Source organism: Verrucomicrobiales bacterium (assembly GCA_016793885.1).
Classification (GTDB): domain Bacteria; phylum Verrucomicrobiota; class Verrucomicrobiia; order Limisphaerales; family UBA11320; genus UBA11320.
This window is the reverse complement of record JAEUHE010000249.1, coordinates 18,765-36,200: the sequence shown is the minus strand read 5'-3', so window position 1 is coordinate 36,200 and position 17,436 is coordinate 18,765. Positions and strand designations below refer to the sequence as shown.

5 protein-coding genes are annotated in these 17,436 nt (G+C 59.1%); 2 read left to right on the top strand and 3 right to left on the bottom strand.

What is annotated here, in order from left to right:
• Positions 1-14: 14 nt before the first annotated feature.
• A complete protein-coding gene (locus JNN07_27555) occupies positions 15-3,623 on the bottom strand; it encodes a PSD1 domain-containing protein (GenBank protein ID MBL9171520.1) in 3,609 nt (1,202 codons plus the stop codon).
• A 532-nt stretch (positions 3,624-4,155) separates the two neighbouring features.
• Complete coding sequence (locus JNN07_27550) at positions 4,156-9,003, bottom strand: hypothetical protein (GenBank protein ID MBL9171519.1); 4,848 nt, start codon at positions 9,001-9,003, stop codon at positions 4,156-4,158.
• A gap of 1,077 nt (positions 9,004-10,080) precedes the next feature.
• Here JNN07_27550 and mqnC point away from each other — a divergent pair.
• Both mqnC and JNN07_27540 read left to right on the top strand, forming a co-directional pair.
• Positions 10,081-11,169: a dehypoxanthine futalosine cyclase gene (mqnC, locus tag JNN07_27545; GenBank protein MBL9171518.1), complete on the top strand. Its 1,089-nt coding sequence runs from the start codon at positions 10,081-10,083 to the stop codon at positions 11,167-11,169.
• A gap of 166 nt (positions 11,170-11,335) precedes the next feature.
• Positions 11,336-15,667: a glycogen debranching enzyme N-terminal domain-containing protein gene (locus JNN07_27540; protein MBL9171517.1), complete on the top strand. Its 4,332-nt coding sequence runs from the start codon at positions 11,336-11,338 to the stop codon at positions 15,665-15,667.
• An 87-nt stretch (positions 15,668-15,754) separates the two neighbouring features.
• Here JNN07_27540 and JNN07_27535 read toward each other — a convergent pair whose 3' ends face one another.
• Positions 15,755-16,654, bottom strand: a complete 900-nt coding sequence (locus tag JNN07_27535; protein ID MBL9171516.1) for a glycosyltransferase family 4 protein — start codon at positions 16,652-16,654, stop codon at positions 15,755-15,757.
• Between the last annotated feature and the right edge of the window lie 782 nt (positions 16,655-17,436).

The following is a 17,436-nucleotide window of genomic DNA, read 5'->3' as shown; positions in this document are numbered from 1 at the left end:
GGTTCGCTTCGCTCCTACTCTTTTGTGATGGTTTCATCCAAGTTCAGTAGCGCGTTGGCTACTCCGGTCCAGGCAACCAACTCCAGCTCGTTCACGTTCTCCGCCTTTTTGGACTCGCCGGTCGCGATCAACTCCAAGGCCGATTTCAGATCATGCTGATAGCTTTCTTTCAAATCCTCATAGACTTTCACCAAGACCTCGGACTCCCGGGCACTGGGTTTGCGGGCCAGCACGGTCCGATAGGCAAAGGTCAGACGATCCTGCACCGAGCTTCCCCCTTCCTGCATGACGCGGGCCGCCAGAACGCGGGCCGCCTCCACAAACCCTTTTTCGTTGAGGGTGACAAAGGCCTGCAAGGGAGTGCAGGTCATGCTGCGCTGTTCAGTGCAGATTGCCCGATCGGGCGCATCAAACGTCATCAAGGTCGGGTTCAACACCGTGCGTTTCCACAGGGTGTACAGGCTGCGCCGATACAGATCCGCGCCCTTGCTTTCCTCGTAGCGATTTCCCCCGAACATCTTCTCTTCCCACAGCCCGGCCGGCTGATAGGGGCGCACGCTGGGCCCACCCAGAGCGCGCTTGCGGTCGAGAAGCCCCGCGTAGTCCAACGCGCAATCCCGAACCATTTCCGCGCTGAGCCGAAACCGCGGACCCCGAGCCAGCAGCCGATTGGCCGGATCTTTGACCAATAGCTCCGGAGTGGGTTTGGACGACTGCCGGTAAGTGGCCGACAGCACACATTGCTTAAAGAAGCCCTTGAGATTCCATCCGCTGTCCATGAAGTCCCGAGCCAGCCAGTCGAGCAGCTCGGGATGCGACGGCAATTCACCCTGCACGCCAAACTCATTCCCGGTCTTGACCAGCCCGTTGCCAAACAGCAAGGCCCAGAAGCGATTGACCGTCACCCGGCTCATGAGGGGATGCTTGGGATCGACCAGCCACTTCGCCAGAGCTAAGCGATTGGTTGGCCCTCCGGACGGCAATGCGGGGAGAATGGCCGGCGTCGAGGCGAACACCTGCTCTCCCTTGCTGCGATAGTCTCCACGCACCCGCACGTGCGTGGGGCGGGGTTCGGGCATGTCCTCCATCACTCGGGTCGTGGGAATCTGATTATAAAGATCTCGTTCGGCTTTCTTCGTTTCGGCCAGCTTCGCCAGGGTTTCCTTGAGCTCCGGCAAAAACTCACCCCGATAATACTCCTTCACCTGCTTGAGCCCCGCCTCGGACAGTCCCGCGCTGCCTCCAAACAACGCCGCCTGGACCGGAGCCGGAAGCGCCGCGAACTCCTTCCAGCCCGAGGTGCGATCAGTCATCGCCACGCGGAATCGGCCCAGGGTCTGCTGGGCTGCCTTGCCCTGAAACTTCAGCCGAACCTTCAGGAAGGTTCCTCCCGCGAATCCGACCGGCGACTTGAACACCAAGACAGCCTGCGATGAGACCGGCTTCCCGTCCACCGCGTCCATCGGCTTCCAACCCGTCTCCGGCTTATCGTCGAAGGCCAACGCAATGGCGTGGTCCTTGGCAGCGGAGTCGGCCAGACCAACACCGATCGCCACTGGAACCGAAGTAACCGCCCGATCCTCAGGCGCAAACAAGAAACCCTGACTACCGTCTCCGTGATGAACTTTGATCCGGAGAACGTTCTCACCTGACTTGAGACGAACCACAAGACGATCGGGCTCGCCGGCTTTTCCCTTGAAGGTCTTTCCTCCCTCCATCTTGGCGCCGTTCAGCCAAACCTGCGCTCCGCCATCACTTCCGAGAGCGAAGGCCAGATACCGGGGCACATCGGATCGAATGGTCTGGTGAAGATACGTGGCCAAGCCTTCTCCCCACAACGGGATCTCCACCCGCTCCTTCCACGACGCACGGGCTAGCCACTTCAGCTTCCCTTCGTCATAGGTCTTGCCCAAATCGGAGTCCCCCTCCGGGACAAACGCTTTCTCCAAGGCTTCCTTCGCCGAGGCGGCCTTGAAGGGGCCGAGCACCGACCACCGTCCCCAGGTCAGCCCCGAGGCGGGCGATGGTTCGCGCGCCGGATCAGCGCTTTCCGCCTCTACCTCAACACCGGTCAGTAAGAACGCTCCATTGGTTCCGCGCCCAGGTCCTCCCCCCGGCAGAACCGAGTCCGTGAGCGCCTCGAGCCGAAGCGCCGATACTTCCCGCTGTCCGGGGCCGGCTTTCAACTGGAGTTCATAGACATCCTGATCCGGACTCTGGCCCGAAACTCGCCAGCTGTGATCATCCAAGGCCTGCAAGTCGGCTCCTCCGGTGGATCGGGCCGAGAGAACCGATGCCACCGGCCAATCCGACAGCACCGTGGCTCGGTGAGCCTGTATCCAGGTCGACTGCCGACCATCGAGATCGGGATCAACCCGGTCCTGGAGCGCGCGCGTCGCCAGTTCAAGTCGAGCCACGTCGTTCGTCAGTTGAGCATGCTTTGCGCTCTGCTCCGGAGTCGGCACCTTCACAAACGGCGGCGCGGGATCGGAATCCAATCCACGTTCAGGGATGCGATTAAAGAAGTCGTAGAGCTGGTAGTATTCTTTTTGGGTAAAGCGGTCGTACTTGTGGTCATGGCACTCGGTGCAGGCAATCGAAGATCCCAGGTACACCGTACCGAAGGTATTCACGCGATCCGTGACATACTTGTTCATGTATTCGTCGGGATCCGCTCCGCCTTCCGTGCTGCTCATGCCATTCCGGTTGAATCCGGTGGCAATCCGCTGGTCCAGGGTCGGATTGGGAAGCTGGTCGCCGGCCAACTGCTCGATGGTAAACTGATCCCAGGGTTTGTTGGCGTTGAAGGACCGGATGACGTAGTCGCGATACTGCCACATCGAACGGGGGTTATCGGAATGGTATCCATCGGAATCCGCATACCGTGCCAAATCGAGCCAATGCTGGGCCAATCGCTCCCCAAACGCGGGCGAGGCGAGCAGGCGGTCCACCACTTTTTCGTAGGCCTTCGGACTGGCGTCCGCCAAGAACGCATCCACTTCTGCGATCGATGGAGGCAGACCGGTGATGTCCAAGGTCGCCCGGCGAATGAGGGTTTCGCGGGTCGCTTCGCCCGCAGGAGCAAGACCCTCGGACTCCAGCCGGGCGAGAATGAACCGGTCGATGTCGTTTTTGACCCAGTCCATCTTCCGCACCTCCGGCAACGTAGGCTTCTCAACCGGCAGATAGGCCCAATGCTCCTTCCACGGCGCGCCAGCGGCAATCCAGTCGCGTAGCAAGCCGACCTGTGCAGAAGTAAGCCGCTTGCCCGTTTTGGCGGGTGGCATGCGCTCGTCATCGTCCTGCGCCACGACCACTTTGAGCAGCACACTCGCCTCCACGTTCCCCGGGACAATGGCCCGTTCCCCGGACTCCAAACGTGCGGTGGCTCCTTCCTGCCGATCCAACCGGAGCCCGGCCTTCCGCTTATGTTTATCGGGACCATGGCACGCGAAGCAGTTGTCGGACAGGATGGGTTGGATATCGCGATTGAAATCAATCGGCCGGCGGCTGTCGGCGCCGGGAAGAAACTGAGGCCCGGCAACCACGCTGGCTAAAACCAGAAAAACCCACAAGTGACTCCTGTGGCATTCGAACCAGAGACCTTTTGAGAGGATCGTCATGAGACAAGGGGGCTAATTGCTAGACTAAGCACACGACATGGACGCCCACGGTGTCAAATGCATTCGAGGGGGTTCTGGGGGGCTGCCAGGTGCCAGGTGCCAGGTGCCAGGTGCCAGGTGCTAGGTGCTAGGTGCTAGGTGCCAGGTGCCAGGTGCCAGGTGCTAGGTGCTAGGTGCTAGGTGCTAGGTGCTAGGTGCTAGGTGCTAGGTGTTCGCCTTTGTCGGAAGCTTCGTCGGAAACTTTGTCGAAACGGGGATGAGGTCACGTGGCCTGGGCGAGAACAGGCCTAGGCATCTCGGATAGAGTCGGACGACCAAAGCCTGCTGACGGCCCGCCTCCGCTGGCAGCTCTCAGGGCGGCTCCTACATTCTCAACTGTAAGGGAGGAGCCTCGGCGAGGGGGAAGGTCACGAGGGTTCTCTTCTTCTGCGCCCGGGGCTTCCTAACCAGATCGCGTTTCCCACCGTCCAAGGCGATTCAACTCTCCTTCTCCTGTCTTCCCCGCCCCAACGAACCATCCTATATCGACAATTCAGCGTTGGAATTTGAGTCGATAGTAAATGCCCGAGGTGCCGACTCTCATCGGCGTCAATGGAATCATCACGTGCCGATCCGGCCCGGACGCTACCTCCCGCTCAAAGTTCCAATTCACCAGGTCGGCGCTGAACTCGATAGTCAGGGCCCGCTGGGGTTCCCGCCAAAGCTCAAGAGCTGGAGAGCCGAAGATCTGAATCATGGCGATCCCTGCACTGCCGAACTCGTAGGCGCCAATGTCACCCCGGGCTGCGATCGGACGATCAAAACCTCGCTGGTCCACGCTGAGCGGCTCTGCATCTGCCGCGTCAATTGCAGGGCTTCCTGGCAGCAATGCATGAGATTCGGTGGGACCTCCGTTGTGCTGGAGCGGCCCCAGCTTAGGATCAACGAGTAGAAGGTCTGTAACGGACCACCCGTGATTGCCGTTGGTGCTCTCTACCAGGTTGCTTCCCAAACTGCTGATCACTCCATGAAAGTCGGGACTGCTGTTGGTCGAGGGTCCGCCGAGGTTATCAGCAACGAGCGTCTCCAGCAAACGAACAGTGCTAGTGTCATTGACCACTCCACCTGCCCCAAACCCCAGCGAATCGTAAGTGTGGGGCAAGCCATCTACGTAGCTCCCCATTCCACCGAAGGCGCGGTTCTGAACGATGGTGCAGGATCTGATCCAGAGCGTTGCGGATTGGGCATGGAGGCCTCCACCAAGAGCAGAGCCACCCCTGTAAAGGAGTGGGGAGATGACCGAATAGGCATCATTGCCTGTTTGCACCGAATTGCCCGTGATGGTGGAGCCTTCCAGCGTCGCGGCACCACCGATCACAGAGATCCCACCACCTCCAACGAGGGACGCAGAGCTGATGTACTCGGAGGATACGGATCCGCTCACACCCTTGATAATATTGCTAGCCACGAGGCTATTGGAAACAAGCAAGGACGCATCCTGGGAAAAAATACCGCCACCAAAGCCGGCGCTTCCAGCGGTGCTGTAAAATGGATGAACCGCGTAGTAATTGAGGACGCCCGAGATGAAATTTCCGAAAAATCGGCCGCGCACCACGTGGGTCTCTCCGCGCACCGTGCTCAGGCCCGCTCCATGACCAACGCCGGACGGCTTGGTCCCAACAGCGCCATTGCTGAGAAACTCAGAATCGAGGATCTCAGCTCGACCGCCGAATTGGCACACAGCGCCTCCCGAGTTTGCTGTGTAGACCCCATTGCTCAGGACCAACAACTGGCGAAATGCATCCGTAAGCTCAAACCCCGAAACCGTGTTTCCGATGAATAGGCACCGTTCCATCCGAGTTTCACCCTCCAGCAGAAAAAGTGCTCCCCCCATGCCGGCGTGATTCCCCTCAAACCGACAGTACTGAACATTCAGCACACCCCGGCTGAAGATGGCTCCGCCGAGCCCAATGTGGGTATTGCCATTGAACGTACATCGATCCAAAAACAAGGTCCCAGCGTTGGAAATCGCTCCTCCGGTCTGGGACCCTATCGCCTGAATCCCCTGGAACTGCAACCCGCGGATCAAACAAGTCACACCTGGCGCCACACTCAGCAGCGCACCCTCGAGGCTTCCGGTAAGCGCCACAGACTGTTCGGCGGGAACGATGATTTCGCAGTCCGAAGTGATCGTCGGAAGGACGGATCGAACCATGCTCCGCCCGGTTTCGTCAGCAAACCGGATTGTGCCGCCTCCGATGCGATTTAGCTCCTCGATCGCAGACCTTAAAGTCCCCGGCCCGCGATCCTGAAACGAAGTGACACGGATCACTCCATTGTCCTGTGAGAAGCGAGCAGTCAGGTGCTTATCGGAATCCACAATCAGTCTGATCGCCGAATTCGTTGACTCCACATCCCCACTCCACCCGAGAAACCTCGATCCACGGTCTGGAAGTGCGGAAAGTGTCAACTCGGCGCCTGCCTCGAAGTTCAAGGATGAATCCGACTTAATCACTCTGCCGTTCCCCTGCACTTTGACGACTACTGGATATCCAAGCCGAACGCTTGCAACACGGCTGGTGATGGATCCGAGTGCATTGCTTGCCACAGTCCAGTAGTGGCCCAAGTCCGCTGTCTGAACCTTGCCGAAATCCAACACACTGTGGGATTGCCCTGCCAGCAGGACACCATCCTTGAACCATTGGATCTGGATCGGATACGAGCCGGCGAAGCCGACCTGCAGTGCCCCCTGCACCCCGACAGCGAGGAACACATCCTCAGGCTCCTTAAGTATGCGGGGAGAGCCCGACGAGGCAGCCAGGCAGGCAACGAAGGCCTGCCTCACCCCATCGTTCTGCAATTCGAGGGAATCCAGCCGAAATCGTCCGGCGAACCTCCCCACTAGAAAGAGATTCGATGAAGAGTCGTAAGAAACGCTCAGCACTTCGGCATCCCCTAAGTGCCTGGCCCACTGAAGCCTTCCCTGAGAGTTCATCTTCCCGAGGATACCGACCCGGCTTTCTGAATTGCCCATACGAACCCCATCGCACTCGCCAGTCCCTGCGAGACTGGCAGAGAGGATGGTGTTCCCTGCTCGATCAGCAGTCGACGCCATGATACGATCATTTCCTCTGCCCCCCAGGGTACGCGACCACCGATGAACGCCGGAATCCGAGGAATGCAGACTAATGGTTGCGTCCAGACCTCCGATGCTTTTGGCACCCCCCTCCAGAATGGAGCCGGGTTCATAGGCAAAATGCCATCCGTAAGCAAAGATCGGGCTACCCTCCACTTGGGCGATGTATGAAATCTCAAATGGAGACCTGACCGACCATAAATTCCTCCCTCCGGACGAGTAAGAAGCCAGAAAGTAGGAGCCCCCGTAGAAATCTCTCGGCTGGCCGAAGAGGCTAAATCCGGCGCGGTGCGCTCCGACACCATCTGGCACTAGAAAACCCTCGCTGCGGTTGCTCCAGGCGAAAAGCATCCTACCGTCAGACGAGTACCTGATAATTTCTTCACGGTTGACAATGAATGCATTGCCGCTGTTGTCGACGCTGACCCCATGACTCGGAGGTTCGAATCCCGATACAGGACGAACATCAATCCACATGAGCCCACCGTCTTGGTTCCACCGAGCGACGAACGCGTTGGTGACGACGGTCGACGACGAATGGATGGGTCCCCATGAGAGCTGGCCTGAAAAACCGCCCGAGAGCCAAACCCCATGCGTGTCATGCGCGGCAACGCCGCTGATCACAAGTGAACCCGAGCTAGCAAGCGCCCGGATCCAAGTCCATCGTCCATCCTTCTCCGCCTGTCCCAACACCGCAGTATTCGCCCCGTTGAGGACTGGCTGACCCTGAAGTTGCACAGGGCCTGCCATCACACCCGCAACGTATGACCGGCCTTGGGCGTCGGTGGCGGCATGCTTCACATCACGCAGCAGCAAGGGGTCTCCAGCTACCATCCAGGCGGCTTTAGGCGCATCCTCAGGGAGCACAGAAACGATCGCCGCCTCACTCTCAGTAATGCCAGATTCTGTTGACGCGCTGGCGGAATAGGCTCCGGAAGTCGCGTTGGATACACTGAGTAGTGTATGCGTCGAACGGTTGGCTCCAGGAATGAGCACACCATCGCGCATCCACTGATAGGCCACGCTTCCGGAATGTTCCACTGCAACACGAAGAGTCAAGTCAGATCCAGTGCGTGGAAATGCGTGCTCGGGGTGGGCTACGACCACCGGCGGAAGACCCGCGTCAATGAGTAGTTCGGCCGGGGTGGTCATTTGGTGGGGTACTGGATACTGAGCGTTGGTGATCCAAAGGGTGTAGTTGCCTGCGTGCTCACTCGATACGTTTGTGAGGATCAGACTTGCGGTCCCCCGATCGAACGGAACAATCGTCTCCCCATCGCGCTTCCAACTGAACCCAACCGGACGGGCTGAAAGTACCCGAGCGTGAAATTCCGCGCTCCCACCAGGCCTCGCGCGCGCGGACCTTGGTTGAGCGTAAACCCGGGTAGGCATCGGAGTCTGGCGCAGGGCAACCCCTTCACCCCAATACGCAGCGAACGCTATGATGTTCCCGGTCTCCACAGGGTTTCCCCGGTGGCCAGGTTCGTCCCAATCAAGTGTGGGCGGCCGAAAATGAACAAGTGTCCCGTCATCCTTCAACAGACACCGTTCCACGCCCTCCCCGAGCCTCACGACGTCCCGGTATTTCACCGGCGGTTGCTGAATTCCGGACGCGGTTGTATCCCACTCAACAGCATCGCCGTTCCGCCGTAAAGCCAGACCTGTCCACTCCCGAAACCAGAGGTCGACGATGTCTCCCAAATAATTGGTGTTGGCAAAATAGCGCTGGTGTAAATCTCCCCACACCACGATGTGGCCATCCCCCAGCAATGCCCCGGACCTAAATCCATCCGAGGTCACCTTAACAACATTTGCTAACCCGGACGGCATCCTGTTGGCCGCATCCTCGCGAGGCCCTCCGGATCGGTAAGGAATGAGGTCGATGGTTTGGTCAGGTCGCAAAAACAATCCCATCCCATTGTAAAAACCCAAGGAACGGTAGGGACCCCAGAAGTTGGTTTGAAACACCGAGGAACCAGGGACAATGGGCTTCCAAATTGACAGCTTTCCATTGGCACAAAGTGACCCGCTGATCCCATTCCTGCCATAGATGGAGATCGCGTTTGTCAGATCTTGAGGCTGGCCTCTTAGCACAAGCCCGGTTCTATTCCACTCAATGACCCTCCCCGCCGCTGTGAGTCCGATAACGTGAGTACCAGCATGCGCGATGTCGACAAGGTTCGTGGCTTCCTTCGGGGTGGTCCAAGGGCCCTCTTCCGGAGTTCCCCAGTAGAGCACGTCTTCAACCGAGGATGTCCCCATCATAACGTCATTCTCAACACGCAACGCAGGTTGGCCGGGCAGAGCAGCATCCCCCTCATTCACAGAAATGGCACGGATAGACGCCTGCGCCGAATATCCTCCAGATAGCTCGTGCCCCCAACAGTCGTTGCCCAACAGGGCCGTCAGAAAAATGGAAAGTGCTGCGGTCGCAAGGGCGAGAGTCGTCTGTACCCTTGATTCCCTCACACGGTGATACCACCGATGCGGCATCTCTATCCCCCCCGATTTACGGAAAAACTTCACACTTTGGTAGTTCACTGCAGGCCCAGAGAAACGTAGCCAAACCAGCGATGCCTTTCAAGCCAAACTCAAGCAAGTTAATATGCAGTGGTTGGGAGACAGTCGGAAAATGATTGATTGGTGCATTGTGTCTAGAGACAAAATGCACCGATGGGTGCCCCAGCCGGCCGAATATGATTATTTCCTGGCCAGGCTTGGTCTTTTGTACGGAGTTGATCGCGCAGCGATCCGATGAGGTTTATAGTTCATTCGTCCGCCTTCAGGCGGAGGGGGCACCGAAGTGAGATCGTGCGTGGAGACCTGCTGAAGCAGGAACTCCATACCCCAAGGCCACGTCCCCCGTACGGAGTTCCGCCTTCAGGCGGAGGTGGCAACGAAGTGAGATCGCGCGTGGGGACCTGCTGAAGCAGGAACTCCATACTAGAGACCATCCCACCCAGCTTAATTCGCACCCGGGACGATTACGATTACGAGGAGAGGCGGAGGCGCACGGGACGGTCCCCGAACCCGTAGGGTTCCCAGAGATTAGCCGGTGGTCGACCGCTCGCGTCGACCACCGCTTCGGGGGGGGCCCAAACCCAGCACCCCCGATTGGGGTGCCACCCTTCGCTTCTCATGTTGTGGCATCGCTGAGCGATGCTCTATTTTTTGGGGATCTGCCCCGGGGATCTTCGATCACTCGGCTAATCCTTAGGACCTCACCGGGGGTCTGTAAATCCGCTCTGGAACACCAAGGGTGCGTCCCATCCCAGTCTGGGGTGGCCAACCCCACCCATTTTCCCCGCTTGTCCCCGGCCGAATTCCTCCTACATTGAAGGCGTGATCTACGACGCTTCTCTGGACGATCTAATCCAGCAGGTTTGGGACGGTCGCCGCATCGATGCGGCGGACGCGAGGCGACTCTATACTCTGCCTCTGGAACAGCTCGGCTCTCTCGCCGATCGACGCCGTCAGCTCGCGAACGCCGCGGCTTATGACGGTCGAGGGAACGACCTGGTGACTTACATTATCGATCGTAACGTCAACTACACCAACGTCTGCAATGTGTATTGCAAGTTCTGCGCCTTCTATCGAACCGAGAAGGACAGCGACGCGTATGTGATCAGCCTGGCCGAGATGGACCAAAAGATAGAGGAGACCGTCGCCCTAGGCGGCACCCAGATTCTGATGCAAGGGGGACACCATCCCAAGCTCTCCCTCCAGTGGTATTTAGATCTCCTCAGCCACATGAAGGCCCGGTTCCCCCAGGTCAACATCCACGGCTTCAGCCCGAGCGAGTTCATCCATTTCCAAGAAGTGTTCCAAATGCCGGTCGAGGAGATTCTGCGCCAGTTCAAGGCAGCAGGGCTCGGATCGGTGCCTGGCGGCGGCGGCGAAATTCTGGTAGATCGCGTTCGCAAACGCATCTCCCCCCTCAAAGCCATGACCGACGAGTGGCTCGGGGTGATGGACACTGCCCATCGCCTGGGCCTCAATTCCAGCGCCACGATGATGTTCGGTCATGTGGAAACCCTCGACGACCGCATCGAACACCTGGAACGGGTGCGCGCGCAACAAGATCGATCGAAAGGATTCACCGCTTTCATAGCTTGGACCTTCCAAGCCGAGAACACGAAGCTCAAGGCCCCGACGGTTGGGGCGCATGAATACCTGAGAATGCAGGCCCTGAGCCGCATTTACTTGGACAACATCCCGAACATCCAGAGTTCTTGGGTGACGCAAGGACTTGAAATCGGCCAAGTCGCGCTCAAATACGGCGCCAACGATCTCGGGAGCATCATGATCGAAGAAAATGTTGTCTCGCAGGCAGGCACTGTCTTTCATATGGAGGTGGCCGACATGAAGCGACTCATTCAAGAGTTGGGCTACGAGCCGCGCCAGAGGGACAACTGGTACCGGCTCGTGTAACCGAAGTTTCGGTCCGAACGCAGGGCTAGGCCAGTGCGGCCGAATAGCCCCCCTGCCCGCCCGAGACCGATCCTGTCCCAAAACGGGACGACAGTGCAGCGGCACGAAGGATGCGCCGATGTAAAGATGATGGAGTAGCTCTTCTGCCGCTCCCGAACTATAGCGTATGGCTGCCTTGATCATGACACCGGCTCCCGGTGAGCGCCTCGTGCGTTTTGTGGGGGATCGTATTCGGTTCACTCTCCAGCTGGCTCGAAACGAAGCCCCCCCGCCAAACTGGAGGGCGAGTCTGCGGACCAACCTGGGTCGTGGAGCCCGTATACGGGAGGAAGTGATCCGTGCCCACTTTCATCAGGTTCCTCCGGCGGGCGACTCCTGGCACGACATCCCCATGCATCCGACTCCGGATGGCTGGGAAATCGAGGTGACTTTGGCTGAGGTGGGCTTCTTCCGAGCCAAGGCTTACGCCACCGATGCCGACGGACATCAGCAATGGCCCGACGGGCCGGACTTCGGTCTGTCAGTGCATCCCGATCTCGCTCGAACCGGTAACACCATTTACTGCGCCTGGCCCCGGCAGTTCGGCCCCACCCGCTTCGCGTCGGCCACCGCCAACGAGGGCCTGAGGGACCAACTCAAGCAACTGGATGCACTGGGTTATACCGTCATTCCACCATCGGGAAAGCTCCGCGACTTAACCCGGGAGATGCCCCACATCATGGAAACCCTGGGGTTCCGCGTGCTGCATCTGCTTCCGATTCACCCCACCCCCACGACCTTCGCCCGCTACGGACGCTTCGGCAGCCCGTACGCGTGTCTGGACTTCACTGCCATCGATCCGGCGTTGGTGGAGTTCGATCGCCGCACCACGGGCATCGATCAGTTCAAGGAACTAGCTTATGCCGCCCATGAACGCGGCGGCCGGGTGTTCATCGACGTGGTCATCAATCACACCGGATGGGGAGCGAAATTGCAGGAGGATCACCCGGAATGGTACCTCCGCGGGCCGGATGGCAAATTCGTCTCGCCCGGAGCCTGGGGGGTCACCTGGGAGGATCTCGCGGAACTCGAGCATCGCTACCCCGAGCTGTGGATGCATCTCGCGGAAATGTTCCTGACCTGGTGCCGTCGCGGCGTCGATGGATTCCGCTGCGACGCCGGATACAAGGTGCCTCTGGCGGCCTGGCAATACATCATTTCGACGGTGCGCCAAGAGTTTCCCAACACCGTCTTCCTTCTGGAAGGCTTAGGCGGACCTTGGGACGTGACCGAGCAACTGCTCACCGAGGGCGGCATGCAATGGGCCTATTCCGAACTGTTCCAGAACTTCTCCGGACGCGAGGTCTCGGGTTATTTGGACTACTCTCATCGGCAAAGTGAGCGCGTCGGCACCTATGTGCACTACAGCGAGACTCACGACAACAACCGGCTGGCCGGCAACAGCGGCACTTGGTCGCTCCTTCGAAACCAGCTCAGCGCCCTGACCAGCAGCCGCGGCGGATTCGGCATCACGGCCGGGGTGGAGTGGTTGGCGGCGGAAAAGATTCTGGTGCACGACTGCGGAGGGCTGAACTGGGAAGCGGGTGAGAACATTGTTCCCACCTTGACCCGGCTCAATCGGCTGCTCTGTGATCACCCCTGCTTCTTCGATGGCGCGGTCGTACGACGTCTGAGCCCGGACGACTCGGCCGTGTATGCGCTGAGCCGCGTATCCGCCACCGGCCAGGACCGCCTGCTGGTGCTGATCAACACGGACGTCTATCATCAGCGCCACTTCGCCATCAGTCGGGATCTCCACGCCGAACTGGGCGAGCCTCAGTTTGAGTTACTGGGACACGCACGACCATCGGTCGAGGCCCTCGGCCCCGATCAGATCCAGTTTTCCCTACTGCCGGGCGCCTGCCTCTGTCTCTCGCCCACACCACAGCCAATCGGCCTCCAGGGAGCGGACTACCGCAATGCGCGCGGCCGTGCGGCGTGGGCCGTGCAGCAGCTTTCTGTGCTGTATCCGCCCGAAACCTTGGGCCACTTCGAATGGCAGCAGCTATCCGAGTTAGTCGACGAGGACCCGGTCCTCTTTCTGGCGGCGGTTAGCCGAGCGGGACGCGAAGGGCTGCAGGCCGGAACTCTCCTGGCCTTAAACGCGGCCGCCGGAACCGCCAGCTATACGAACGTCGTGGAGTGGAATCACAGTCATGCCAATCGAATCTCGATGGTCCCGCCCCGCCACTGGCTGTTGCTGCGCGACGATCATCCCTTCCGAGCCCATCTCCAGAGCGCGGATGGGCTTCCGGCTCAGCATCTCGAATCCATCCCCACTCGCCACGGACACATCGCCTGCTTCTATCATGCGACCGAAACCGAGCGCGATCTCGGGCTCACCGTGGAGCGATATGGTGCCAGCGAAAACCAAGTCGTTGGGAAGATCCGCTGGCTTGCCAGCAACCCCCACCTCACGGCGGTGGAAAAACTCAATCCCCAGCACATCGCGTTGCTCACCAACGGACGCGGCGGGATGGCCCGTATGGCCGTTGGACTCGGCAACATCCGGTCCAAGTATGACTGCGCGCTCGGAGCGAACCTACATCCATCGGTGCCTGTGGACCGGCATGTGCTGGTAAAACGACTGCGCATGTGGGTGGTGGCCGATGGGTTTATCAGCGCGCTCAATGCCGACTCGATTGTCGATTTTGTCGCCGGCCCTCCTTGCCGCTGGCGATTTGAGGTCAATGCGGGCGACGGACGACGGGTGCGCATCGAGCTCGAATCCGACATGCTCGAGGGCCGGAATGCGACTGTCTTTAGGTTATCGCGACAACCCATGCCCGCCGAAGCCTCCCAACCGCTGCCCAAGCGCTGCGAGGTGAGCATTACGGTGCGAGTCGATCTCGAAGATCGGAACTTTCACTCCCAGACCAAGCGGAACGAGGAGGCCGACCGTCACTTCGCCAGCAATTCGCGTCCGTTCTCCGATCGAGCCGGCTTCAGTTTCACTCCCGATCCGAATCGACGTCTCAGCGTCTACAGCACCCAAGGCACCTACCATCCTGAAGCCGAGTGGTCGATGGACATCGCCCAAGTGGTCGAACAGGAACGCGGTCAGGAAGGTCATGGCGATGCGTTTAGCCCGGGCTGGTTCAGCCTGCCGGTTCATGAAGGCCAGTCTGTACATCTGGTCCTGAGCGCCGACGAATCATTGCCCTCGCCCGCGGTGGTCGAGCAGTTCCAGAAGGATCGTCAGCATCGCCAAGAAGTCGCGTTCCAACGTGCTGGCGTGGCCAAGAGCGACAAGCTCAGCCGCACCCTCGTCCAGTCGTGCCAGGCGTTCGTCACTCGTCGTGATGATGGAAAAACGGTCATTGCCGGATACCCGTGGTTCTTGGATTGGGGCCGCGATTCCTTGATCGCTGCTCGGGGCCTGCTCGCTGCTGGGCTGGTCGACGAGGTGAAGCAGCTGCTGTTGGTATTTGGAAAATGGGAAGCCAACGGCACCCTGCCCAACACCATCCACGGCGAGAACGCTTCGAACCGTGACACGTCCGACGCGCCCCTGTGGTTTGGGGTGGTTTGCGAGGAGTTGGCCGCCAAGCTGGGCCGACAGGTGTATTCGCTGGCGGTGGATGGTTCTGGCCGTACGCTTGCGTCCGTGCTGAGCAGCATCGCGACCGGATATCGCCAGGGCACGCCCAATGGCATTCGCATGGACCCTGAGTCTGGCCTGATTTGGAGCCCGGCTCACTTCACCTGGATGGATACCAACTACCCGGCGGGGACACCGCGCGAGGGGTATCCGGTGGAAATCCAAGCCCTCTGGATTCGCCTTCTGCGGCAACTGGCCCGCATTTCCGATGCACAAAGTGGCCGTGACTGGCAGGCTCTAGCGGATCAGGCTCAATCCAGCCTCGAGGAACGGTTCTGGCTGCCGGGACCGGGGTATTTCTCGGATCTTCTGATCGCACCGCCGGGCACACCGGCGTCGGCCGCTGTGGTGGATGGAGCGCTGCGAAGCAACGGCCTGTTCGTCATCACCCTCGGTCTGGCTCATGGAGAACGGGCCCGCAGAACCGTCGAGGCGGCCTTGAATTATCTCGCAGTTCCGGGAGCCCTCCGCACCCTCGCTCCATTGCCCGTGCATCCTCCGCTGGCGATTCATGGCAACCAGGGTCAGCTGTTGAACGATCCTAACCACCCGTATTGGGGACACTACGCCGGCGACGAAGACACGCGACGGAAGCCGGCCTATCACAACGGGACGGCGTGGACCTGGACTTTCCCCAGCCTCTGCGAAGCCCTGGCCTTGGCCTGGGACCGTCAGCCCGAAGCCACCGCTGCCGCGAAAGCCTACCTGGGAAGCGTCTCCGCTCTGCTCCGGGAAGGATGTCTGGGTCATCTCCCCGAGATTGTGGACGGGGATCTCCCCCACGCTCAGCGGGGTTGCGATGCCCAGGCGTGGGGAAGCACCGAGGCCTTGCGTGTGTGGCGCTGGTTGAATGGGTAGGAGGGGTGAGGAAGAGGGCGGAAACCGTCCGCCCCCTCCACTTCCTGATTGTAGGAGCCGTAACAAGGCCAGGTTCTGGGGAAGTTCTCATCCCGTAGACGGCTCATCCATGTCGACTCCTAAAGCCAGGCCTATCACTTCTAGCCACTGTGGGACTAAACTATCCCACGTCAACTTCCGCGCAAATTCTCGCCCCGCTCTGCCGTAGGTTTGCACCAAGTCGGGGGCAAGGTATAACTTTTCGATGCAGCGCGCCAAGTCGTCAGTGTCGATCACCGCGTGTTCCACGATGTTCATTCCCGTGGTGATAGTTGTTAGAACCCTCGCCAGTTCTCCTCTCCCCCTGACCAGTTCAGGGCAGGCACTATAGTCAGTCGCAACCACGGGGATACCGGCCGAAAGGCTTTCAATGATGGGAAGGCCAAACCCCTCAGCGTTGCTTGGCAGTGCAAATATGTCGAACAGGTTGTAGATGCGATTGAGATGAGAGTCTGGTATCGCTCGATCCAAAGAGAAATCAGGGCCGCACACGTCTGCCTTTCCCTCCAAACCATACCTCCGAAACAGCGTCACAATATCATGTCCTACATCGCACGGATTCATGTGGAGATAGAGGTGCATATCCTCATAATTCTCTACCAGCATCGCAAAAGCCTTCACCAGCGCTGGGATATTCTTTCGCGGTTGGTTGCGTGCCACGCAGCCGATTACGAACTTGTCCCGGAATCGTGGATGAGCCTTGATCTGACCTCGGTCTGGAAGGGGTTGAAAGATCTCGGTGTCAACGCCGTGATAGATGAGGTGAGATCGCTTGGAGGGAATGCCTGCTTGTAACACGTTCCTTCCAAAATCGGACATGCAGACGATTTCATCCATGCCCATCAGGACGGACTCCCACGGTGGATAAAGCGGCCCGGCATCCAGGGGAAGGTATGAAATCCATTTGAATCCTTTTCTTGTGGCGTGGGTGTGGATCCACTGTAACATCCATATCTCACCCAAACTAATGACAAGGTGCGGTTGGAATTCGTTGACAGCTCGCTCGAAGGCATCCTGACCATGGCTACCAGCGGAGGAAGGATAAATCCGGAGAGGATATGACGAGGTTGGGTATGGCCACCCATCGTACCCAACTCCAACCACAGCTACCTCAAGCCTCCGTTTATTCGAAAGCCTTGTGGTCAACTCACGACTCACTCGGCCGAATCCGGTCGCTAAAAGGGGGCTATCACTGACCCACAAGATCCTGATAGTGCGGTTCAAACGCGTTGGGTCCTAAGGTTCACAGGCTCGTAGGAACTGATGTGACAGCCCTCCCACCAACCTGCTTCAGGCATCTCACAAGACACGGTCGACTCTTGGGGATCGGATGCAACAGACCTGAGCCTCTTGATGGTGGCCTCGGGGAGATAGAGTTGAACAGTGCAAGTCTCAATGGTCCCGCTCACGCCAGTATAGAGTTAACTCCGTACGTTTGATGCCGAGCAAACTGAAATGCCTGCTTAAACGCGTTCAGCTCCAAAGGCCGTAACGTCATACGTCGCCGCTGAGGAGCTCGCTTTAATAATGTTACCAAGACTCAAAGTGATTTCGCCTTGAAAAATTCCTGAGGCAGCTGCACCACACGATACCCGTGCAAAAGGCACTCCAGGTGTAGCGGCTGCGTCCTTAAGAAAATACAGATCCACATTGGTTCCAGCGGCGCTATAAAGTCGAATATTACTTACGATCGCGGATGTCGCAGGTGCCTGGACAGTATAGATGGTGTT

Coding starts and splice junctions, on each gene's coding strand:
- JNN07_27535 (MBL9171516.1), bottom strand. CDS start 16,654: ATGTTACAGTGGATCCACACCCACGCCACAAGAAAAGGATTCAAATGG.
- JNN07_27555 (MBL9171520.1), bottom strand. CDS start 3,623: ATGACGATCCTCTCAAAAGGTCTCTGGTTCGAATGCCACAGGAGTCAC.
- JNN07_27550 (MBL9171519.1), bottom strand. CDS start 9,003: ATGATGGGGACATCCTCGGTTGAAGACGTGCTCTACTGGGGAACTCCG.
- JNN07_27540 (MBL9171517.1), top strand. CDS start 11,336: ATGGCTGCCTTGATCATGACACCGGCTCCCGGTGAGCGCCTCGTGCGT.